The sequence below is a fragment of the Pseudoxanthomonas sp. LjRoot143 genome (genome assembly GCF_964252945.1).
In the GTDB taxonomy this organism is placed as follows: Bacteria; Pseudomonadota; Gammaproteobacteria; order Xanthomonadales; family Xanthomonadaceae; genus Pseudoxanthomonas_A.
This window is the reverse complement of sequence record NZ_CAXUPM020000001.1, coordinates 2,537,979-2,558,274: the sequence shown is the minus strand read 5'-3', so window position 1 is coordinate 2,558,274 and position 20,296 is coordinate 2,537,979. Positions and strand designations below refer to the sequence as shown.

The following is a 20,296-nucleotide window of genomic DNA, read 5'->3' as shown; positions in this document are numbered from 1 at the left end:
GAGAATGGCGGCAACGCGCCGCTCGACGCAAGCTGCGGCGCACCGCGATCACCGGAAAACACGAAGGCCGCACGAGGCGGCCTTCCCTTGGTGCAGCACCGGCGTGCGGCGCGTTACATCGCGACGCGGCGGCCGCTCAGGTAGCGGTTGGCCCAATAGCCGGTGATCAGGCTGTCCACGCGAACGTCCTTGCCGCTGCTCGGCGAATGCAGGAAGCGGCCTTCACCGACATAGATGCCGACATGGTTGATGCGGCCCTTCAGGCCGAAGAACACCAGGTCGCCCTGGCGCAGTTCGTCGCGTGCAGCGACCAGTTCCGCGTCGGCCTTGGAAGCCATGTCGCGGGACACGCGCGGCAGTTCGATGCCCAGTGCGGTGCGGAAGACGTAGCCGACCAGGCCACTGCAGTCGAAGCCGCTGTCGGGTGAGGTGCCGCCCCAGCGGTACGGTGTGCCCATCAGCGCGAGCGCGCGCTGCAGGACGGCCTGGACCTTGCCACCCTGCTGTTCCTGCGAGACCACACCTTCCTTGCTCAGGTCGTACGCGGCCAGCAGCTTGCTGATGTCGCCGGCCACCATCGCCGAACGATCGACCAGCGGCAGCGTGTCGCTGGCCGCCAGGCGCGGGAGCAGGGCGGAGAGCGTCGCGGTGGCGGCTTCGGCTGCCTTTTCCTTGACGCTGGTGATGACGGGTTTGCTGGCCGGTGCCGGCGTGGTCGCCACGACATCGGGCGAGGCCGGGATTGACGCCGCGTCGACGTCGGCAGGCGCAGTCTGGGCCTGCACAACGGACGCCATGGCGCACAGGCCAAGGCTGATGAGGAGTCGGGAAACCCTCCGCGGCAGGCGGTGGGTGGCGGCTGGCTGGCCTGTCGGCAGGTCGTCGGTCGTCACGCGCGGGTAGGGTTTAACAAGTCAGGGGCGATAATGCCGGCTGATCGGCCCGATTTGGTTCATAAATCGTTATTTATTCGTTAAGCGTGAATGTTCGCTGTCACAGACTTGACCGAATCCTAACGAAGCACGCGTTTCGCGCCGCTGTAATGGTCCCGCCAGTAGGGACCGTCGAGTTGGTCCAGCCGGACTGTCCCTCCGGTGCTGGGGGCGTGGACGAAGCGGCCTTCCCCCACATAAATGCCGACGTGGGTGACGTTGCCCTTGCTGCCGAAGAACACCAGGTCGGCCGGTGCCAGGCGGCGTGGCTCGATCTTTGGCCCCTGCACCTGCGCCAGCTCGCGCGAGGTGCGCGGCAGGCGCAGATCCAGCATGTCCCGGTACACGTAGGTCACCAGGCCGCTGCAGTCGAAGCCCGATTCCGGCGTGTTGCCGCCGTAGCGGTAGGGCGTGCCGACCAGGCCGATCGCGCGCATCAGGACGGAGGTGGCGGCGGCCGGATCATCGGCCTCCACCACCGGCCAGGCGCGTTGGCTGGGTGGGGGCGATGGCTTGTGGGCCTGCGGCTTGGAGCCGCCGCAGCCGGCCAGCGCCAGCAGGCCGGCGCAGAGCAGGGACAGGGCCCAGGGCCGAAGTGGCGCGGGCGCGGGCAAGCCGGGATAATGTCGGGCCTTCATCGCGGCGCATCTTCGCCGCATTCCCTTGCGGCCGACAAGCCGCGCCTGTCCTGCCGCCTGGCAGGCCCCGTCCAGAGTCCCGCATGAAAATCGCAAAAGACAGCGTCGTCCGTTTCCACTACACCGTGTCCGAAGCCGGCCAGGAGCCGATCGAAAGCTCGAAGGACCGTGAGCCGCTGGCGATCCTGATCGGCCACGGCAACATCATCCCGGGCCTGGAGAACGCCATGCAGGATCGCGAGGCAGGCGAGAGCTTCGGCGTGGACGTGTCGGCGGCCGACGCCTACGGCGAGCGCCGCGACGGCCTGGGCCAGCGCGTGCCCAAGAAGCATTTCGGCAACCAGCGCCTGGTGCCGGGCCAGCAGGTCGTGCTGCAGACCAACTTCGGTCCGCGCGCGGTGACCATCCAGAAGGTCGGCATGAGCGTGGTGGACGTGGACCTCAACCACCCGATGGCCGGCAAGGATCTGCACTTCGACGTGGAGATCGTGGAAGTGCGCGAAGCCAGCGCCGAAGAACTCGAGCACGGCCACGTGCACGGCGACGGTGGCCACCACCACTGAGCCGCACGACATCGTGTGATCCGGACGGCCCGCGCAAGCGGGCCGTTTCTTTTGGCACGCAGGAGGCGGCAGCACACGTGGTCTAATCGGACGGACCAACTCGGGGGAAAGGAATGACGGCGACGATCACGGAGAACCTGGCACCGATCGCGGTGACCGAACGCATTGAAGCGATGGACGTCCTGCGTGGATTCGCGCTGCTGGGCATCCTGCTGATGAACCTGGAGGGTTTCGTGGGGCCGGTGATGGCCTCCGGCAGCGGGTTGGATCCGGCGCTCACCGGCATGGACCGCACTGTCGACCTGCTCATCTACGTGCTGGTGCAGGGCAAGTTCTACACGCTGTTTTCGCTGCTGTTCGGGATGGGGTTCGCCGTGATGTCGCAGCGCGCCGAGCAGGCGGGACGCCCGTTCGCCGGCGTGTATTGGCGTCGCGGGCTGGTGCTGCTCTGCATCGGCGTGATCCACGCGCTTTTCATCTGGGCGGGCGACATCCTGATGATGTACGCGCTGTGCTCGTTCCTGCTGCTGGCGTTCCGCACGTTGCCGTACCGCTGGTATGTGGGGATGGGACTGGTGGCCTACGTGATGCCGATCGGGTTCATGTACCTGATGGGGGCGATGGGATCGCTGATGGGCGGTACCGAGGGATGGGACAAGATGATGGGCGAGATCGGCAAGCAGATGCAGGTGCTGATCGAGGCCGAGCGGACCGCCTACGGCAGCGGCACCTACGCCGAGGCCACGCTGCAGCGCCTGAAGAGTACCGGCATGGCGCTCAGCAACATCACCATGTTCGGTTTCATCGTATTCGGCATGTTCCTGATCGGCGCGTGGTTCGTGCGCAGTGGCGCGATCGCGCGTCCGCAGGAGCTCCCGCGCCTGTATGCCGGCCTGCGCTGGGTGGCCTTGCCGGTGGGCCTGCTGGCGATGCTGGGGTCGGTGGCGCTGGAACCGACGATGGACTTCGCCTCGTTCGACCTGCGCATCGCCACCGCGTTCGCGCTGCAGATGACGGCGAGCCTGCTGATGTGCCTGGGCTACGCGGCCTGGGTAGTGCGCGCGCTGGGCTCTCCCCTGTGGCGGCGGCCGCTGTCCGCACTGGCGCCGGCAGGGCGGATGGCGCTGACCAACTACCTGATGCAGTCGCTGGTCTGCACCTGGATCTTCTACGGCTACGGGCTGGGCTATTTCGAGCAGTTGCCGCGCGCGTGGCAGCCGGCGTTCGCATTGGCGCTGTTCGGCCTGCAGGTGCTGGTGAGCCATCTGTGGCTGGCGCGATTCCGGTTCGGTCCGATGGAATGGCTGTGGCGGTCGGCGACGTATCTGAAACCGCAGCCGCTGCGGCTGCGCACGGCGTGATCCGCCCGGGGCGCGTCACCGCTCTTTGATCCAGGTCAGGGGCCAAGAGCGGTGACAGGCCCTAGACTATCGGGGTGACTTCTCCCCACGACGACGTCCTCATCATCGGCGGTGGCGCCATCGGCCTGGCGACCGCTCTGGCGCTGCTGGAAGCCGGACGCGGTGTACGTGTGCTCGACGCCGGCGCCGCGGGTGGCGGTGCCTCCCATGGGAACTGCGGCACCATCACGCCCAGCCACGCGCCGCCACTCGCGGCGCCCGGCGTGGTGGCACAGGCGCTGCGCTGGATGTTCACCCCCGACGCGCCGCTCTACCTCAAGCCCCGCCTCGACCCGGCCCTGTGGCACTGGTTGCTGCGTTTCGCTGCACGCTGCAATGCGCGCGACTGGCGGCAGAGCACGCGGGCGCGGGCGGCGCTGCTCAACGATTCGCGGACCCGGCTGGCCGATTGGGTTGGGCGATATCGGTTGGCATGCGAGTTCGAGGAAGAAGGGCTCGATTACGTGTTCCGCGATCCGCGCAAGTTCCAGCAATACGTGGACGAAGCAAAGGTGCTGGCGGAGTTCGGCATCGCGACGCAGGTGTTCGACGGCACCGCCTACCCGCTTGAAGAGCCTGCAATGCTGCCCGGTGTCACTGGCGCGATCCGCTTCCCCGGCGATGCCCGCCTGCGGCCTGATCGCTACGTGGCCGAACTCGCGCGCGTGGTGCGCGAGCGTGGCGGCGTCATCGAAGAGCACTGCCGCGTGGATCGGCTGGAGACGACGGCGGCCGGCGTGCGGCTGACGACGGCGCAGGGTCCGCGCGAAGGCCGCGATGCGGTGATCGCGCTGGGCGCCTGGACCCCCGATTTCGCACGCAGGCTCGGCCTGCGCGCGCCGATCCAGCCGGGCAAGGGCTATTCGATCACCTATTCGCGCCCGGCGGTGGTACCGCGGCACCCGATGGTGCTGAAGGACCGTTCCGTGTGCGTGACTGTCTGGGAGAGCGGATTCCGGCTCGGCAGCACGATGGAATTCTCCGGTCGTGACGACACGCTCAACGAAACACGGCTGGCCGCGTTGGAACGGGGCGCGCGCGAGTTCCTGCGCGAACCCGTCGGAGCCGAGGTGCATGAGCGCTGGTGCGGCTGGCGACCGATGACGTGGGACGATCTTCCCCTGTTGGGGCGTGCGCCGGGCCACGCGCATGTCTGGATGGCCGCCGGCCACGGCATGCTGGGCATCAGCATGAGCAGCGCCACCGGCCAGCTGATGGCCGACCTGATGACGGGCCGTGCGCCGGCCTTCGATCCTTCGCCGTACCGACCGGAGCGATTCGCATGAACCCCCAGGCGTTCGACCTCATCGTGATCGGCGGCGGCTCGGGTGGCCTGGCCGGTGCATTCCGCGCGGCGTCGTACGGCGCGAAGGTAGCGTTGCTGGAACCGAAAGAGCTCGGCGGCACCTGCGTCAACGTCGGCTGCGTGCCGAAGAAAGCGATGTGGCTGGCGGCGGAGCTGTCGCAGAGGATCGCGCTGGCGTCGTCGCTGGGCTTCGACACGTCACTGCCCACGCTGGACTGGAAAGAGTTCATCGTCCATCGCCAGCGCTACATCGCCGGCATCCATGCCAGCTACATGAAGCGGCTGGACGAGAACGGAATCGTATTGATGCCATGCCGCGGACGACTGCTGGATGCGAACACCGTGGTCAATGCGGACGGCGTTCCGCTCAGCGCCAGGCATCTGCTGATCGCCACCGGCGGGCACCCGGTACGCCCGGACATCCCCGGTGCCGAGCTGGGAAAGGTGTCCGACGATTTTTTCAACCTGTGTGTCGCGCCCGCACGCGTGGCGATCATCGGCGGCGGTTACGTCGCGGTCGAGCTGGCGGGCGTGCTGCAGGCGCTGGGCAGCCAGGTGGAGATGTTCGTGCGCGGGCCACGCGTGCTGGACGGCTTCGACACGCAGATCACCGACGAACTGGTCGCCGACATGCGCCAACACGGTGTGCGGCTGCATTTCGGCCATGCGGTGGCCGCGCTGGAGCGCGCGCCGGACGATGGCGTGGTGATGCTGGCCGAGGATGGCACGCGCACCGGGCGTTTCGACACGGTGATCTTCGCAACAGGCCGTCGCGCGTCGACCCAGGGCATGGGGCTGGAAGCTGCCGGCGTGGCGTTGGACCCGAACGGCTTCGTGCAGGTGGATGCACACCAGGACACCGGCGTTACCGGTATCCATGCCGTCGGCGACGTCACCGGGCAGGCGGCGTTGACGCCGGTCGCCATCGCGGCGGCGCGCCGGTTGATGGATCGGCTGTTCGGCGGGCAGGCCGACGCCCGATTGGACTACACGCAGATCCCGACCGTGGTGTTCTCGCACCCGCCGGTTGGACAGGTGGGGCTGACCGAGGCCGAGGCGCGCGAGCGCCACGGCGATGACGTCCATGTGCTGACTGCGCGCTTCCGCCCCATGCTTCATGCATTGGCCGATTCGCCGCAACGCAGCCTGTTCAAGCTGGTCCTGGTGGGCGCGGATAAGCGTGTCGTCGGCCTGCATCTGCTGGGCGAGGGCGCGGACGAGATGCTCCAGGGCTTCGCGGTGGCGCTGAAGAAGGGCATCACCCTGGCCGACCTGCACGACACCGTTGCCATCCATCCCACCAGCGCCGAGGAAGTCGTGCTGATGCGGTGAGCCGGCTTCTGTGGGCACGGCGATACAATGGCGGCATGGAGACCTTCACCCTGCATCGCGGCACGGCGCCGCTGTTCATCAGCCTGCCGCACAACGGCACGTCGGTGCCTGACCACATCGCGGCGCGCCTGACGCCGGAGGCGCGGCGCGTGCCGGATACCGACTGGCATGTCGCCGAGCTGTACGACTTCGCGCGCCAGCTGGGCGCCTCGATCATCGTGCCCGCGTACTCGCGCTACGTGGTCGACTTGAACCGGCCGGAAGACGACGTCTCGCTGTATCCGGGCCAGAACACCACTGGCCTGTGCCCGATCGTGCGCTTCAGTGGCGATCCCGTGTATCTGCCGGGACGGGAGCCGACACCCGACGATATCGCGTCGCGCGTGGACACCTACTGGCGGCCGTACCACCGCGCGCTGCAGGAAGAACTGGCGCGCATCCATGACGTGCATGGGCGTGCAGTGCTGTGGGAGGGTCACTCGATCCGCAGCGTGGTGCCGTTCCTGTTCGATGGTCGCCTGCCGGATTTCAATCTGGGCACGGCGGCCGGTGCGAGCTGCTCGCCCGCGCTGCAGCAGGCGCTGGAAGACGTGCTGGCCTCGCAGACGGACTTCAGTTCCGTGGTCAACGGACGCTTCCGTGGTGGTTACATCACCCGTCACTACGCCGATGTCGAACGTGGTATCCAGGCCGTGCAGCTGGAGCTCGCCCAACTCAACTACATGGACGAGGACACGTTCGCGTACGTGCCGGACCGCGCAGCGCGTACCCAGGTGCTGATCCGGCGCCTGCTGGAATGCACGCTGGCCTGATGTCGCCGCAATGACGCGCCCGCAGGCGGAAGACGAACTGGCGCAGCCGCTGGACGTGGCGCCGGCCGAAGCGGTAGATGCGCCTGCGTCGCGGCCGGTCCTGCAGATGGTCAGCCGCTCCGGCCTGGTGCTCGCGGCGTTGGGCGCCATCGCGTTTTCGGGCAAGGCGATCATCGTCAAGCTCGGTTACCGGTACGGCACCGATGCGGTCACGTTGTTGGCGCTACGCATGCTGGTGGCCTTTCCGTTCTTCCTGCTGATGGGGTTCTGGGCCGCCCGCCGCAGCGCGCCGTTGTCGAACGCGGACCGCGTGCGGATCCTGCTGCTGGGTTTCCTCGGCTACTACCTCGCGAGCTTCCTCGATTTCGCGGGCCTGGCCTACATCACCGCCACGCTGGAGCGGCTGATCCTCTATCTGACTCCGACGCTGGTGGCACTGATCGGCTGGCTGGCGTTCGGCAAACGCATCTCGCGCCGCCAGGCGATCGCGCTACTGGTCAGTTATGCGGGCGTGGCGTTGGCCTTCGGCCACGATCTGCAAGCAGGCGGATCGAACATTCTGCTGGGCGCTGTGCTGGTCTTCGGTAGCGCCTTGGCCTATGCGCTCTATCTCGTGGGCAGTGGCGAACTGGTCGCACGCGTGGGCGCGGTGCGGCTGACCGCGTACGCCAGCAGCGTGGCCAGCGTACTGTGCCTGCTGCAGTTCGTGGTGCTGCGCCCGATGCAGGCGATGGTGCTGCCTTGGGAGGTCTACGCGCTGTCGCTGGTCAACGGCACGCTGTGCACGGTACTCCCGGTGCTGGCCGTGATGATGGCCGTGGCGCGCATCGGCTCCGCGCTCGCCGCGCAGGTCGGCATGATCGGCCCCGTGTCGACCATCGTACTCAGCCTGCTGCTGCTCGGAGAGCCGATGGGGCCCTGGCAGGTCGCGGGCACCGTGCTGGTGATGGCGGGCGTGTTCGTGGTCTCGCAGCAGAAGACCATCGCGCGCTGACGGGCCGGTCAGGCGACCACGCTCGCGTCGGCAAGCCACTGCACCACCTGCGACAACGCGTCGGCGTGGCTTTCGCCGGCCTGCCTGCATGCGCGATACCGCTCCAGCTGTCCGTGCGCGCTGGTGCCATTCTCCAGGATCTTCCATACCCGCTCGACCTGCAGCGTGCAGTCGAGCGCGCGGATGTCGTCGTCCAGCGCCTCCAGCGTGTTCTCCAGCATCTCGCGCACCGACACCAGGCGACGGCTGCCCAGGTCGATCAGCCCGGCATCGAATCCATAACGCTGCGCCCGCCACAGGTTCTCCGCCACGATCGCCTGGTCGCCCGCCTGCAGGCCGGCATACAGCGTGGGCCTGCGCTCGAGGTGCCGCACCAGGCAACGGTAGACCTGTGCGATGGCCAATGCATCGCACAGGTCTGTACAGGCGTCGGTGACGCGCAGCTCCAGCGTGGGAAACGCGAGCGACGGTCGCAGCGCCCACCAGAGGAAGCTCGCATCCTTGATCGCGCGACCATCGACCATGCGCTGCACGTAGTGTTCGTACTCGGCCTGGTGGCGGAACAGCGGCGGCAGCCCGGTGCGCGGGATCTCCTGGTAGGCCGTCTGCCGGTAGCCCATCAGGCCGGTCGCATGCCCCATCCAGAAGGGGGAGGAGGTGCTCAACGCAAGCAGCAGCGGAAGGAACGGCTGCATGCGCGCCATCAGGGCAACACGCTGGCCGGGATCGGCCGGCTGTACATGCACGTGCAGGCCGCACAGCAGGTTGCGCTGGCCCAGCATCTGCAGCTCGCCCATCACCTGGTCGTAGTGGGGCTTGTCCGTGCTGCGCTGTCCGCGCCATTGCGCCGAGGGGTGCGTGCCGGCCGACAGGATGCCGAGCCCGTGCCGATGCGCGATCTCGCCGACCGTACGGCGCAGCGTGCGCAGGTCGGTTTCGGCGGCTCGCGTGTCGTCGTGCACGCCGGTCTGCACCTCAACCTGGGTCTGCAGCATCTCGCTGCCGAAGCGCTCGCCCAGCGCTTCGCGGCAATCACTGAAGAATCGCCGCGGCATATGCCGCAGGCGACGGCCGTTGCGGCGGACGAGGAAGTACTCCTCTTCCAGCCCGAAGGTATAGGGGTGCGCGTCGCGATCCGTTGCCATGCGCCGGTTATCGCATCGGGGAAGTGAACGATGCGTTCAACCGCGCCCCGCGAAAAATCCGATCCTGTCATGGCGAGGCCGTCGCATCGGCCCCATGCAACGAATTTCCGCTATCAGGCTTCCAATGAAGCCAGGTCGCCCTTCGTCTCCAGCCACGCCTTGCGGTCCGACGCGCGCTTCTTCGCCAGCAGCATGTCCATCAGTCCTCGGGTCTGAGGCTCGTCGTCCACTGTCAGCTGCACCAGGCGTCGCGTATCGGGATGGATGGTCGACTCGCGCAGCTGCGACGGGTTCATTTCGCCCAGGCCTTTGAAGCGGGTGACGTTGACCTGGCCACGGATCTTCTCGCGCTCGATCTTCTCCAGCAGCAGGCGCTTTTCTTCCTCGTCCAGCGCGTAGAACACCTGCTTGCCCACGTCGACGCGGAACAGTGGCGGCATCGCGACGAACACGTGGCCTGCATTCACCAGCGCCGGGAAATGGCGCAGGAACAGGGCTGTCAGCAGCGTGGCGATATGCAAGCCGTCGGAGTCCGCGTCGGCGAGGATGACGACCTTGCCGTAGCGCAGTCCGCTGATGTCGTCCTTGCCTGGATCGCAGCCGATCGCGATGGCAAGGTTGTGGACTTCATCGGAGGCGAGCACCGACGTGCTGGCGACTTCCCAGGTGTTGAGGATCTTGCCGCGCAGCGGCAGGATCGCCTGGAAATCCTTGTCGCGCGCCTGCTTGGCGCTGCCGCCCGCCGAATCGCCTTCGACCAGGAACAGCTCGGTGCGCGACAGGTCCTGGCTGATGCAGTCGGCCAGCTTGCCGGGCAGGGCGGGACCCTGGGTGACTTTCTTGCGGACGACCTGTTTTTCCGTCTTCAGGCGCGCGCTGGCGCGCTCGATGGCGATCTGCGCGATCTTCTCGCCGAGGTCGACATGCTGGTTCAGCCACAGGCTGAAGGCATCGTGTGCGGCGCCCTCGATGAAGCCAGCGGCCTGGCGCGAGGACAGGCGTTCCTTGGTCTGGCCGCTGAACTGCGGGTCGGTCATCTTCAGCGACAGCACGAAGGTCACGCGGTCCCACACGTCCTCCGGCGCCAGCTTCACGCCACGCGGCAGCAGGTTGCGGAAGTCGCAGAACTCGCGCAGCGCATCGGTCAGGCCACTGCGCAGGCCGTTGACGTGCGTGCCGTGCTGGGCGGTGGGAATCAGGTTGACGTAGCTTTCCTGCACCAACTCGCCGTCCGGCACCCAGGCCACGGCCCAGTCGACGACCTCGCTGTCCTTCTTCAGCTGGCCGACGAACAGCTCCGGGGGCAACAGCTCGCGGCCGGCCATCTCGCCGCGCAGGTAGTCGCGCAGGCCGTCCTCGTAGTGCCAACTGTCGCGCTCGCCTGTGGCTTCGTCGAACAGAGTGACGTTCAGGCCCGGACACAGCACAGCCTTGGCGCGCAACAGATGCCTGAGCGCGCGCACGTTGAATTTCGGCGTGTCGAAGTATTTGGGGTCGGCCCAGAAGCGCACGCGCGTGCCGGTATTCTTCTTGCCGACGCTGCCGACCACTTCCAGCGGCGTGGCGCGATCGCCGTTGCGGAAGGTGATGCGGTGCTCGCTACCCTCGCGCTTGATGTGCACTTCCACCAGCGTGGACAGCGCGTTGACCACGCTGACGCCCACGCCATGCAGGCCGCCGGAGAACGTGTAGTTCTTGTTGCTGAACTTGCCGCCGGCATGCAGGCGGGTGAGGATCAATTCGACGCCCGGAATCTTTTCCTCGGGATGGATGTCGACCGGCATGCCGCGGCCGTCATCGCTGACTTCGCAGCTGCCATCCTTGTACAAAGTGACCTCGATGCTGCCGGCATGCCCGGCGAGCGCCTCGTCCACCGCGTTGTCGATGACTTCCTGCGCCAGATGGTTGGGGCGCGCGGTGTCGGTGTACATGCCGGGCCGGCGCTTGACGGGGTCAAGGCCGGAGAGGACTTCGATGTCGGCGGCGTTGTAGCGGCTGCTCATGGTGCGTGCGTGTTCTCAGCGGGGCTGCGCGGAGTCCTGCAGGGCTCCGCCGGTGTAGGGATTGTAGTGATAGTCGCCGGGGAAGCTTTCACCGGTCTTCGGGTCGTGCTGGGGCGGCAGCACGCTGCCCAGCGGCGTGCGGAACGGGTAGCTGTTGTTCGCGGTGCGCACCTGAAGACGGCCGTCCACCAGAGGGTCGAACAGTTGCTTGCCCTTGGCGTCGCGCGCATTGAATACAGCGAAGTGCATGTTGTCGCCCATCGGGCCAAGCATGTTGGCCATCACCGGCCGCAATACGGCGAGCAGGTTCTTCAGTTGCGACGGAATGCGCGCCGGCGAAAGGGGGGAATACGAGGTGCCCGCGGCGTCGACGATGCGGAGGTCTTCCAGCAGTGCGTCCGAACCCGCGAACTCGTCGATGCCCATCAGGCCGACTTTGCCACGCACGGCGGCGATCAGCAGGTAGTCGTCCAGCTGCCCCAGGAAGCGCTTCCTGTCGCCCTCGCTCAGCTCCTGCTGCTGCGTTGCGGACACCTGCCAGTAGAGCGACGGGATCAGCCAGACCAGTTCGATGGTGTCGTCGTCGATCTTGGTGCGCTGGGTGTCCTGCGCCATCTGGTCCAGACGGATGTCCTTCAGGGGGAGCGGCACGCGCTGCGCCCATGCCGCCGCAGGCAGCAGGGCCAGAACGACGAGGGGGGGGGCGAGCAGCCGGAGGGAGAAGCGCATGCGACGTCCTCTGTCGGAATCGAAGGGTGCGGCAGTGTGCCGCCTGGGCCAGATTTTTGCCATGTTCAGTCGCACAGCCTGAAACTGCGCGCGTGGACAGGGATGCCCTTGGAATGCGCCGACCGGCGCCCCATGTTTCCATCATCCTCGAGGAGCATCGCCATGAAGTCCCGCAACCTGTTGCTGCTGTCCGCCGCCACCGTGGCTGCGCTGTTCGCGGTCCAGGCCTTCGCCCAGTCCCGGACCGGCAACGATGCCGACAAGCCGAAGCAGGACCAGTCCCAGACCAGTGATCCTTCCGATCCCGAGGCCAAGGCGCGCCGTCGCGCGGCCAACGAGGCCGCCGCCAAGCAGCGCAAGGCCGCAGAAGGCCAGCAGAAGAAGGCCGGCGACGAGGAAGAAGAGCGCAAGCCCTGAGTCCCGGAGGTATGCTGGAAGCCCGGCGTTACAAGGGTTTTCGGCGACAAGGCCACTGACAGACGCCCCGCTTCGGCGGGGCGTCGCGCTTCCGGGCGACACGCGTTGCCTGTAGACTATGGCTTTCCGGAGCCCCGCCCATGACTCCCCTGATTTTCGTTACCGGCGGCGTTGTGTCCTCGCTAGGCAAGGGCATCGCCGCCGCTTCGCTTGCGTCCATTCTCGAAGCACGTGGCCTCAAGGTCACGATGATGAAGCTGGACCCCTACATCAATGTCGACCCGGGCACCATGAGCCCGTTCCAGCACGGTGAGGTGTACGTCACCGACGACGGCGCCGAGACCGACCTGGACCTGGGCCACTACGAGCGCTTCGTTCGCACGCGCCTGAGCCGCAAGAATTCCGTCACCACCGGCCGGATCTACGAGAACGTGATCCGCAAGGAGCGCCGCGGCGACTACCTGGGCGCCACCGTGCAGGTGATCCCGCACATCACCGACGAGATCCGCCGCTGCATCGACGAGGCCACCGAAGGCTTCGACGTGGCGCTGGTGGAGATCGGCGGCACCGTCGGCGACATCGAGTCGCTGCCGTTCCTCGAGGCCATCCGCCAGATCCGCACCGAGCGTGGTCCGGAGAAGGCGCTATTCATGCACCTGACGCTGGTGCCGTACGTCGCCGCCGCGGGTGAACTGAAGACCAAGCCCACGCAGCACTCGGTGAAGGAACTCCGCTCGATCGGTATCCAGCCCGACGTGCTGCTGTGCCGTTCCGAGCAGCCGATCCCGGACTCCGAGCGTCGGAAGATCTCGCTGTTCACCAACGTGCCGGAGCGCGCCGTCATCAGCGTGCCGGACGTGGACGTGCTGTACCGCATCCCGATGGGCCTGCATGGCCAGGGCCTGGACGAGATCGTCCTGCGCCAGTTCCGCATCGAGAACGCGAAGTCTGCGGACCTGTCCGAGTGGGAAGCCGCGGTCGACGCGACGCTCAACCCGCTGGACGAAGTGACCATCGCGGTCGTCGGCAAGTACGTCGATCACCAGGACGCCTACAAGTCCGTCGGCGAGGCGCTCAAGCATGGCGGCCTGCGCCAGCGCACCCGCGTCAACCTGAAATGGATCGAAGCCCAGGAACTCGAAGACACCGACATGGCCCTGCTGCAGGGCGTGGACGGCATCCTGGTGCCGGGTGGATTCGGTGATCGCGGTTTCGAAGGCAAGGTGCTGACCTCGCGCTTCGCCCGCGAGCAGAAGTTGCCGTACTTCGGCATCTGCTATGGCATGCAGGCGGCGGTGGTCGACTATGCGCGCCATGTGGCGGGCCTGGACGAGGCCAACAGCACCGAGAACGACAAGCAGTCGCCGCATCCGGTGATCGGCCTGATCACCGAGTGGCGCACGGCCAGCGGCGATGTCGAGAAGCGCGACGAACGTTCCGACCTCGGCGGCACCATGCGCCTCGGCCTGCAGGAGCAACGCCTGAAGCCCGGCACGCTGGCGCGCGATCTCTACGGCAAGGATGTGGTCGCCGAACGTCATCGCCACCGTTACGAGTTCAACAACCGCTACCGCACGCAGCTGGAAGACGCCGGCCTGGTGATCGCCGCCAAGTCGATGGACGACCTGCTGGTGGAAATGGTCGAACTGCCGCGTACCGTGCACCCCTGGTTCCTGGCCTGCCAGGCCCACCCCGAGTTCCTGTCCACGCCGCGCGACGGGCATCCGCTGTTCGTCGGCTTCATCCGCGCCGCGCGCGAGAAGAAGGCCGGCGGCAAGCTGTTGAAGGAAGCGCGGGCCTAACTGTCATGCATCGGCGCCGCGGTATGCGGCGCCCGCAACGAAGGAGTGAGGAATGAAGCTCTGTGGTTTTGACGTCGGCCTGGATCAGCCCCTGTTCCTGATCGCCGGCCCCTGCGTGATCGAGTCGATGCAGTTGCAGATCGACGTCGCCGGCCGCCTGAAGGAAATCACCGGCAAGCTGGGGATGAACTTCATCTTCAAGTCCAGCTTCGACAAGGCCAATCGCACGTCCGGTACCAGTTTCCGCGGTCCCGGCATGGAAGAAGGCCTGAAAGTGCTCGACGCGGTGAAGAAGCAGGTCGGCGTACCGGTCCTCACCGATGTACACGAATACACGCCGATGGACGAAGTCGCCGCCGTGGTCGACGTGCTGCAGACGCCGGCGTTCCTGGTGCGCCAGACCGACTTCATCAAGAAGGTCTGCTCGGCCGGCAAGCCGGTCAACATCAAGAAGGGCCAGTTCCTGTCGCCATGGGACATGAAGCCGGTCGTCGAGAAGGCCAAGGCCACCGGCAACCAGGACATCATGGTCTGCGAACGTGGCGCCTCGTTCGGCTACAACAACCTGGTCAGCGACATGCGCTCGCTGAGCGTGATGCGCGATACCGGTTGCCCGGTGGTGTTCGACGCGACCCATTCGGTGCAGTTGCCGGGCGGGCAGGGCAGCAGCTCGGGCGGCCAGCGCGAGTTCGTGCCGGTGCTGGCGCGCGCAGCGGTCGCCGTCGGTGTCGCCGGCCTGTTCGCCGAGACCCACCCGGATCCGGCCAAGGCGCTGTCCGATGGCCCGAACGCATGGCCGCTGGACAAGATGGAAGCGCTGCTGGAAACGTTGCTGGCGCTGGATTCGATCACCAAGAAGAACGGGTTCCTGGAGTCCACGGTTTGAAGACCAGCTCGATTGCGGCTGCAATCGGGTTGATATCGCTGGCGGCAACCAGCCGTGTTCTGGCCTGTTCGCCGGCACCCGATCGCGATATGAGCGTTGAAGGAGCCGTTGGACGCTCCGAGCAGATATTTGTCGCACAAGTCATCAAGGCAGAACTGCTACCGAAGAGCGCCAGCAATCGCAATGCCAACCACGTGGTCGCGACCTACCGGTTGAACAAAGCGCTGAAGGGTCGCCCGCCAGCGGTCGGGGTGGTCGTTACAAGCACGAGCAATTGTGGCGCCTTGCTCCAAGTCGGCTCACAAGTACTTTTCTTTGTAGACTTGCAACGCACCAAATTCGGCATTCCCGAGGTTGATGGCATTCCAACGGGGACGCAGGATTACTACGAGTCTGTCGAGCCACATCGTCGACTGATGGCGGAACTGCAGAACGCTCTTAAATCCCAACCTTCGACTGTCCAATCAACCCCATGACCAATATCGCCAAGATCCACGCCCGCGAAATCCTCGATTCCCGCGGCAATCCGACCCTCGAAGCCGAGGTCACGCTGGAAGACGGTTCCTTCGGCCGCGCCATGGTGCCGTCCGGCGCCTCGACCGGCACCAAGGAAGCGGTCGAGCTGCGTGATGGCGACAAGACCCGCTATCTGGGCAAGGGCGTGCGCAAGGCGGTGGAGAACGTCAACACGACGATCGCGTCCGCGCTGAAGGGCTTCGATGCCGCCGACCAGGAGGGCCTGGACCGTCGCCTGATCGATCTGGATGGCACCGAGAACAAAGGCCGCCTGGGCGCCAACGCGCTGCTCGGCGTGTCGATGGCCAACGCACATGCCGTGGCCGCTTCGAAGAAGGTCCCGCTGTGGCAGCACCTGGCCAACGGCAACGACGTCACCCTGCCGGTGCCGATGATGAACATCATCAACGGCGGTGCGCATGCCGACAACAACGTGGACTTCCAGGAGTTCATGGTGCTGCCGGTCGGCTTCGACTCCTTCGCCGAATCGTTGCGCGCCGGCACCGAGATCTTCCACTCGCTGAAGTCGGTGCTGAAGGGTCACGGCCTGAGCACGGCCGTCGGCGACGAGGGCGGCTTCGCCCCCGATTTCCGCAGCAACGTCGAGGCCCTGGACACCATCCTGGAAGCCATCGGCAAGGCCGGCTACACCGCCGGCGAAGACGTGCTGCTGGGCCTGGACGTGGCCTCCAGCGAGTTCTTCGACAACGGCAAGTACCACCTGGTCGGCGAGAACAAGCGCCTGACCAGCGAGCAGTTCGTCGACTTCCTGGCCGATTGGGCCGCGCAGTACCCGATCATCACCATCGAGGACGGACTGGCCGAAGACGACTGGGCCGGTTGGAAGCTGTTGACCGATCGCATCGGCGGCAAGGTGCAGCTGGTCGGCGACGACCTGTTCGTCACCAATCCCAAGATCTTCAAGGAAGGCATCGAGTCCGGCACCGCCAACGCCATCCTGATCAAGGTCAACCAGATCGGCACGCTGACCGAGACGCTGGAAGCGATCGCGATGGCGCACCACGCGAACTATGCCGCCGTGGTGTCGCACCGCTCGGGTGAAACCGAAGACACGACGATCGCGGACATCGCCGTCGCCACCACTGCGACGCAGATCAAGACCGGCTCGTTGTGCCGCAGCGACCGCGTGGCCAAGTACAACCAGCTGCTGCGCATCGAAGAGGCGCTGGGCGGCAAGGCGCGCTATGCCGGTCGCAACGCCTTCGTGTCGCTGAAGAAGTAAACCATGCGCAAGGCGCCCTGGCTCCTGCTGGTGCTGGTCCTGCTGCTGGGTTGGCTGCAGTACAAGTTCTGGTTCGGCGTCGGCAGTTCGGGCCAGGTCGTCGCGCTGGAGCAGCAGGTCGAGGTGCAGAAGCGCGAGAACGCGGGCCTGCAGGAACGCAACGACGCCCTGGCCGCTGAAGTCGAGGATCTCAAGTCCGGCGAATCGGCGGTCGAGGAGCGTGCGCGCAGCGAGCTGGGCATGATCAAGCCCGGCGAGAAGTTCTACCGCGTGGTCGAACCGGTCCCTCCGGTGGCCGCCGCCAGCGAAGACGGCGGCGACAGCGATGTCGCAGAGCCTGCACCCTGATGGCCCGTATCTGGGCCGTCGTGCCCGCGGCGGGACGTGGCACCCGCTTCGGCGCTGAACTCCCCAAACAGTATCTGATGGTGGACGGCGCGCTGTTGATCGCGCACACCCTGTCGGCGCTGTTCGCGCATGATGCGGTGGAAGGTGCGGTCGTGCCGGTATCGGAGAACGATCCCGACTGGCCCGGCTGGGTGTCATTCGCCGACAAGCCCGTGCAGGTCTGTGTGGGTGGCGCGACCCGGGCGGCGTCCGTGCTGGCCGGCCTGCGCGCACTGCCCGAGCACGTGCGCGCGGACGACTTCGTGCTGGTGCACGATGCGGCACGTCCGAACCTGTCGCTGACGGACCTGTCCCAGCTGCTGGAGCGGGGTCGCAATGATCTGGTCGGCGCGATCCTCGCAGCCCCGGTCCGCGACACCCTGAAGCGTGCCGGCGACGATGGCGGCATCGACGGCACCGAGCCGCGCGAGCGGCTGTGGCGCGCCTTCACGCCGCAACTTTTCCGCCGCCTGCAGTTGACCCGCGCGCTGGAAGCCGCGACCGCCGACGGCGTCGAGGTCACCGACGAGGCGATGGCGATGGAGCGCCTGGGCCTGCGCCCCTTGCTGGTGGAAGGCTCCGAAAGCAACTTCAAGATCACCACGCCGGCGGACCTGGCGCGGTTCGCCTATGAACGTGCGCAGCGGACCCGCTGACGCGACAACGGAAGAAGCATGTCCGACCCATTGAACATCCGTATCGGCCAGGGCTTCGACGTACACGCCTTCGGCGACGGCGACCACATCATGCTGGGCGGCGTACGCGTGCCGCACGAGCGTGGCGTGCTGGCGCATAGCGACGGTGACGTCGTGCTGCACGCGTTGTGCGATGCGATGCTGGGTGCGCTGGCGCTGGGCGACATCGGACGGCACTTCCCGCCGTCCGACGACCGCTGGAAGGGTGCAGACAGCCGAGCCTTCGTCCGTCATTGCGACGCGCTGATCGGCGAGCGTGGCTGGCGGGTTGGCAATGTCGATGTCACCGTGATCTGCGAGCGGCCGAAAGTCGGCCCCCACGCCGACGCCATGCGCGCCTGCGTGGCCGAGGACCTGCGCATCGACCAGGATGCGGTCAGCATCAAGGCGACCACGACTGAAAAACTGGGTTTTACCGGGCGGGGCGAAGGTGTCGCGGCACAGGCCGTGGTGTTGCTGGTGCGCGCATGAGCGAGGCGTTGCCGCGTGCGTTCGGCGCCCCCGTCCTGTCCGCACGCATACGCAGCGCGCCGGAGGACTTCGTCGTCGAGGAGTTGCCCGGCTTCGAACCTTCCGGCGAAGGCGAGCATCTGCTGCTGACTGTCGAGAAGCGAGGCATGAATACGGCATTCGCTGCCAAGCGCATCGCCGCGTGGGCGGGGATCGCCGAGATGGGCGTGGGCTATGCCGGCCTCAAGGATCGCCATGCGGTCACCCGGCAACGGTTCAGCGTGCACTTCCCGCGCAAGGTGGCCCCGGATCTGGCAACACTCGTTTCCGATGACCTGACGGTGCTGGCGTCGACCTGGCATTCGCGCAAGCTGCCGCGCGGCGCGCTTGCCGGCAACCGGTTCGAACTGGTGCTGCGGGGCATGGAAGGCGATGCCGGAACCATCGAGGCGCGGTTGCGCGATATCGCCGCACATGGCCTGCCGAACTGGTTCGGCGAACAGCGCTTCGGGCGCGACGGCGGCAACGTGGCGGCCGCACTGGCGATGTTCGCGGGACGGCGCGTGCGGCGCGAGCAGCGCTCGTTGCTGATATCGGCCGCGCGATCGGAGCTGTTCAACCGGGTACTGGCCGCGCGGCTGGCCGATGGCAGCTGGAATCGTGGCATCGACGGCGAGGTCTGGATGCTCGCGGGCAGCCGCAGCGTGTTCGGGCCCGAACCGTGGAGCGAGCAACTGGCGCAGCGACTCGAAGACTTCGACATTCATCCCACCGGACCTCTGTGGGGTGCCGGCGAGCCGCGCACGCAGGCAGTCGCCCGCGAGCGCGAGGTGCTCGCGCTGCAGGATGACGATGCACTGGCGTTGCGGCAGGGGCTTGAGCGGGAAGGGTTGCGGCAGGAGCGCCGTGCGCTGCGCCTCCGGCCCGACGGGCTGGCGTGGTCGTGGCTGTCGCCCGATGCGCTGCGCCTGGTGTTCTCGCTGCCGCCGGGAAGCTACGCCACCGCGGTGCTGCACGAGCTGGGAGAGGTTGCCGACGCATCGCAGGGCGACCGTCCGTCGGAACACCGCTGACGGCACTGGAAGCGTCCCACCGCAGGCGTATAAGCGAGATCAGGCCCGCCGCGTGGCCTTCTTCGAAGTGCATCGGCGGGGCCGGACCATCTTCCCCTGTGTCGGAGGGATCGCCATGAACGTCGTGATGCGTCTTGCCGTCGTCGTTTCCACCTGTGGCCTGCTCGCTGCGTGCGCCAGCACGGGCGGAGCGGCCTCCGCACCACCGCCGGAACAGCGCACGCTGACCGCCGAGCAGCAGTACATCGCCTATGTGGAGCGCATCGCCAAGCGGCGCGGCATCCAGCTGACGTGGGTCAATCCGCCCCGCATCGAAGAAAAAGCCGGCAGCCAGCAGTAGGCACGCTGGCGTCGCGGGCGCGGTCCAACGCAGGCCGCGACCGCGTCAGCGGTGCGCCAGCAGCACCAGCACTGCGCCCGTGCCGCCCTGCGTGGGCGGTGCCGAGTGGAAGGCCATCACGTCGGAACGCTGACGCAGCATCCGGTCGACCAGGTTCTTCAACACCGGCGCCTCGCTCCCCGACCGCTGCCCCTTGCCGTGGATCACACGCACGCAGCCATGGTCGTGCGCATGCGCGTCCGCGAGGAACCGCCGCAGCAATCCTTCCGCCTGCAGGGCTGTTGCGCCGTGCAGGTCCAGTTCGTCCTGCACCGAGAACTGTCCGCGCTTGAGGCGCTGGAACGCGCGCGGCGACAGCGCTTCGCGGCGATAGCTCAGCACGTCGCCAGCCGCATGCGGATCCAGCGTATCCAGGCCACGGTGGAACTCGCTGCGCGCATCGTGTTCGTCTCGATCGGCCATGCGCGCGGCCGGCCGGGGTGGCGCCTTGCGCGGCGGCGGGGGCGCCTCCTGCAGCCTGCGCACGTCGCCTATCGCGTCGCGGAACAGCGCGGCGTCATCGTCATCGGGCGGCATGGAGCGGGACATGCCCTCAGCGTAGCGGCATCGCGACGTGACGCAAGCGCGGGAAGC

Annotated in this window: 22 protein-coding genes; 16 read left to right on the top strand and 6 right to left on the bottom strand. The window is 67.0% G+C overall.

Features of this window, described 5'->3' with window-relative positions; translation table 11 throughout:
* Positions 1-113: 113 nt before the first annotated feature.
* Both ACSQ1W_RS12400 and ACSQ1W_RS12395 read right to left on the bottom strand, forming a co-directional pair.
* On the bottom strand, positions 114-893 hold the full coding sequence (locus ACSQ1W_RS12400; protein WP_436043868.1) for a C40 family peptidase: 780 nt from the start codon (positions 891-893) through the stop codon (positions 114-116).
* A gap of 119 nt (positions 894-1,012) precedes the next feature.
* Positions 1,013-1,570: a C40 family peptidase gene (locus ACSQ1W_RS12395; RefSeq protein ID WP_436043867.1), complete on the bottom strand. Its 558-nt coding sequence runs from the start codon at positions 1,568-1,570 to the stop codon at positions 1,013-1,015.
* 83 nt (positions 1,571-1,653) lie between these two features.
* Between ACSQ1W_RS12395 and ACSQ1W_RS12390 the strand changes: the two genes are divergently transcribed.
* The 6 genes from ACSQ1W_RS12390 to ACSQ1W_RS12365 all read left to right on the top strand — a co-directional run bounded on the left by ACSQ1W_RS12390 (position 1,654) and on the right by ACSQ1W_RS12365 (position 7,977).
* On the top strand, positions 1,654-2,133 hold the full coding sequence (locus ACSQ1W_RS12390) for an FKBP-type peptidyl-prolyl cis-trans isomerase (RefSeq protein WP_436043865.1): 480 nt from the start codon (positions 1,654-1,656) through the stop codon (positions 2,131-2,133).
* Between the two features lie 113 nt (positions 2,134-2,246).
* Positions 2,247-3,494: a DUF418 domain-containing protein gene (locus ACSQ1W_RS12385; protein WP_436043863.1), complete on the top strand. Its 1,248-nt coding sequence runs from the start codon at positions 2,247-2,249 to the stop codon at positions 3,492-3,494.
* A gap of 74 nt (positions 3,495-3,568) precedes the next feature.
* Positions 3,569-4,819 carry an NAD(P)/FAD-dependent oxidoreductase gene (locus tag ACSQ1W_RS12380; protein ID WP_436043861.1) on the top strand — a complete coding sequence of 417 codons (1,251 nt, stop codon included), beginning with the start codon at positions 3,569-3,571 and terminating at the stop codon, positions 4,817-4,819.
* Positions 4,816-6,171, top strand: a complete 1,356-nt coding sequence (gene gorA / locus ACSQ1W_RS12375) for a glutathione-disulfide reductase (RefSeq protein ID WP_436043860.1) — start codon at positions 4,816-4,818, stop codon at positions 6,169-6,171. Before ACSQ1W_RS12380 ends, gorA begins: the two co-directional genes overlap by 4 nt.
* Before the next feature lie 35 nt (positions 6,172-6,206).
* A complete protein-coding gene (gene hutG, locus ACSQ1W_RS12370; protein WP_192272084.1) occupies positions 6,207-6,983 on the top strand; it encodes an N-formylglutamate deformylase in 777 nt (258 codons plus the stop codon).
* A 106-nt stretch (positions 6,984-7,089) separates the two neighbouring features.
* The gene (locus ACSQ1W_RS12365) at positions 7,090-7,977 is read left to right on the top strand and encodes a DMT family transporter (RefSeq protein WP_192273898.1); all 888 of its coding nucleotides are present in this window, start codon (positions 7,090-7,092) and stop codon (positions 7,975-7,977) included.
* 8 nt (positions 7,978-7,985) lie between these two features.
* Here the strand turns inward: ACSQ1W_RS12365 and ACSQ1W_RS12360 are convergent, their stop codons facing one another.
* The 3 genes from ACSQ1W_RS12360 to ACSQ1W_RS12350 all read right to left on the bottom strand — a co-directional run bounded on the left by ACSQ1W_RS12360 (position 7,986) and on the right by ACSQ1W_RS12350 (position 11,854).
* Positions 7,986-9,122: a carboxylate-amine ligase gene (locus ACSQ1W_RS12360; protein ID WP_436043858.1), complete on the bottom strand. Its 1,137-nt coding sequence runs from the start codon at positions 9,120-9,122 to the stop codon at positions 7,986-7,988.
* 113 nt (positions 9,123-9,235) lie between these two features.
* Positions 9,236-11,125: a DNA topoisomerase IV subunit B gene (gene parE, locus ACSQ1W_RS12355; RefSeq protein WP_436043856.1), complete on the bottom strand. Its 1,890-nt coding sequence runs from the start codon at positions 11,123-11,125 to the stop codon at positions 9,236-9,238.
* A 15-nt stretch (positions 11,126-11,140) separates the two neighbouring features.
* On the bottom strand, positions 11,141-11,854 hold the full coding sequence (locus ACSQ1W_RS12350) for a hypothetical protein (RefSeq protein ID WP_436043854.1): 714 nt from the start codon (positions 11,852-11,854) through the stop codon (positions 11,141-11,143).
* Between the two features lie 162 nt (positions 11,855-12,016).
* Here ACSQ1W_RS12350 and ACSQ1W_RS12345 point away from each other — a divergent pair, with 162 nt between their 5' ends.
* From ACSQ1W_RS12345 to ACSQ1W_RS12300, 10 genes are all read left to right on the top strand, one after another.
* Positions 12,017-12,271 (top strand): hypothetical protein, encoded by a 255-nt coding sequence (locus tag ACSQ1W_RS12345; RefSeq protein ID WP_192272076.1) that lies wholly within the window; start codon positions 12,017-12,019, stop codon positions 12,269-12,271.
* A 140-nt stretch (positions 12,272-12,411) separates the two neighbouring features.
* Entirely contained in the window at positions 12,412-14,073 is a 1,662-nt protein-coding gene (locus tag ACSQ1W_RS12340) for a CTP synthase (protein ID WP_436043852.1), read from the top strand.
* A gap of 52 nt (positions 14,074-14,125) precedes the next feature.
* Complete coding sequence (gene kdsA / locus ACSQ1W_RS12335; RefSeq protein ID WP_436043851.1) at positions 14,126-14,959, top strand: 3-deoxy-8-phosphooctulonate synthase; 834 nt, start codon at positions 14,126-14,128, stop codon at positions 14,957-14,959.
* A complete protein-coding gene (locus tag ACSQ1W_RS12330) occupies positions 14,956-15,435 on the top strand; it encodes a hypothetical protein (RefSeq protein ID WP_436043849.1) in 480 nt (159 codons plus the stop codon). The genes kdsA and ACSQ1W_RS12330 overlap by 4 nt, the downstream gene beginning before the upstream one ends.
* A complete protein-coding gene (eno, locus tag ACSQ1W_RS12325) occupies positions 15,432-16,718 on the top strand; it encodes a phosphopyruvate hydratase (protein WP_436043847.1) in 1,287 nt (428 codons plus the stop codon). Before ACSQ1W_RS12330 ends, eno begins: the two co-directional genes overlap by 4 nt.
* Before the next feature lie 3 nt (positions 16,719-16,721).
* Positions 16,722-17,066 (top strand): cell division protein FtsB, encoded by a 345-nt coding sequence (ftsB, locus tag ACSQ1W_RS12320; protein ID WP_192272068.1) that lies wholly within the window; start codon positions 16,722-16,724, stop codon positions 17,064-17,066.
* On the top strand, positions 17,063-17,761 hold the full coding sequence (ispD, locus tag ACSQ1W_RS12315) for a 2-C-methyl-D-erythritol 4-phosphate cytidylyltransferase (protein WP_436046178.1): 699 nt from the start codon (positions 17,063-17,065) through the stop codon (positions 17,759-17,761). Before ftsB ends, ispD begins: the two co-directional genes overlap by 4 nt.
* A gap of 18 nt (positions 17,762-17,779) precedes the next feature.
* On the top strand, positions 17,780-18,271 hold the full coding sequence (gene ispF, locus ACSQ1W_RS12310; RefSeq protein ID WP_436043845.1) for a 2-C-methyl-D-erythritol 2,4-cyclodiphosphate synthase: 492 nt from the start codon (positions 17,780-17,782) through the stop codon (positions 18,269-18,271).
* The gene (gene truD, locus ACSQ1W_RS12305; protein WP_436043843.1) at positions 18,268-19,323 is read left to right on the top strand and encodes a tRNA pseudouridine(13) synthase TruD; all 1,056 of its coding nucleotides are present in this window, start codon (positions 18,268-18,270) and stop codon (positions 19,321-19,323) included. Before ispF ends, truD begins: the two co-directional genes overlap by 4 nt.
* 115 nt (positions 19,324-19,438) lie before the next feature.
* Entirely contained in the window at positions 19,439-19,663 is a 225-nt protein-coding gene (locus tag ACSQ1W_RS12300) for a hypothetical protein (RefSeq protein ID WP_192272062.1), read from the top strand.
* Between the two features lie 45 nt (positions 19,664-19,708).
* On the opposite strand, the gene ACSQ1W_RS12295 is transcribed toward ACSQ1W_RS12300, so the two are convergent.
* Positions 19,709-20,251: a Smr/MutS family protein gene (locus ACSQ1W_RS12295; protein WP_436043841.1), complete on the bottom strand. Its 543-nt coding sequence runs from the start codon at positions 20,249-20,251 to the stop codon at positions 19,709-19,711.
* Positions 20,252-20,296: the final 45 nt, after the last annotated feature.

Excerpts from the sequence above, each read along its gene's own strand:
- ACSQ1W_RS12395 (WP_436043867.1), bottom strand. The coding sequence starts at position 1,570 with ATGAAGGCCCGACATTATCCCGGCTTGCCCGCGCCCGCGCCACTTCGG.
- ACSQ1W_RS12390 (WP_436043865.1), top strand. The coding sequence starts at position 1,654 with ATGAAAATCGCAAAAGACAGCGTCGTCCGTTTCCACTACACCGTGTCC.
- ACSQ1W_RS12385 (WP_436043863.1), top strand. The coding sequence starts at position 2,247 with ATGACGGCGACGATCACGGAGAACCTGGCACCGATCGCGGTGACCGAA.
- gorA (WP_436043860.1), top strand. The coding sequence starts at position 4,816 with ATGAACCCCCAGGCGTTCGACCTCATCGTGATCGGCGGCGGCTCGGGT.
- hutG (WP_192272084.1), top strand. The coding sequence starts at position 6,207 with ATGGAGACCTTCACCCTGCATCGCGGCACGGCGCCGCTGTTCATCAGC.
- ACSQ1W_RS12365 (WP_192273898.1), top strand. The coding sequence starts at position 7,090 with ATGGTCAGCCGCTCCGGCCTGGTGCTCGCGGCGTTGGGCGCCATCGCG.
- ACSQ1W_RS12360 (WP_436043858.1), bottom strand. The coding sequence starts at position 9,122 with ATGGCAACGGATCGCGACGCGCACCCCTATACCTTCGGGCTGGAAGAG.
- parE (WP_436043856.1), bottom strand. The coding sequence starts at position 11,125 with ATGAGCAGCCGCTACAACGCCGCCGACATCGAAGTCCTCTCCGGCCTT.
- ACSQ1W_RS12350 (WP_436043854.1), bottom strand. The coding sequence starts at position 11,854 with ATGCGCTTCTCCCTCCGGCTGCTCGCCCCCCCCCTCGTCGTTCTGGCC.
- ACSQ1W_RS12345 (WP_192272076.1), top strand. The coding sequence starts at position 12,017 with ATGAAGTCCCGCAACCTGTTGCTGCTGTCCGCCGCCACCGTGGCTGCG.
- ACSQ1W_RS12340 (WP_436043852.1), top strand. The coding sequence starts at position 12,412 with ATGACTCCCCTGATTTTCGTTACCGGCGGCGTTGTGTCCTCGCTAGGC.
- kdsA (WP_436043851.1), top strand. The coding sequence starts at position 14,126 with ATGAAGCTCTGTGGTTTTGACGTCGGCCTGGATCAGCCCCTGTTCCTG.
- eno (WP_436043847.1), top strand. The coding sequence starts at position 15,432 with ATGACCAATATCGCCAAGATCCACGCCCGCGAAATCCTCGATTCCCGC.
- ftsB (WP_192272068.1), top strand. The coding sequence starts at position 16,722 with ATGCGCAAGGCGCCCTGGCTCCTGCTGGTGCTGGTCCTGCTGCTGGGT.
- ispF (WP_436043845.1), top strand. The coding sequence starts at position 17,780 with ATGTCCGACCCATTGAACATCCGTATCGGCCAGGGCTTCGACGTACAC.
- truD (WP_436043843.1), top strand. The coding sequence starts at position 18,268 with ATGAGCGAGGCGTTGCCGCGTGCGTTCGGCGCCCCCGTCCTGTCCGCA.
- ACSQ1W_RS12300 (WP_192272062.1), top strand. The coding sequence starts at position 19,439 with ATGAACGTCGTGATGCGTCTTGCCGTCGTCGTTTCCACCTGTGGCCTG.
- ACSQ1W_RS12295 (WP_436043841.1), bottom strand. The coding sequence starts at position 20,251 with ATGTCCCGCTCCATGCCGCCCGATGACGATGACGCCGCGCTGTTCCGC.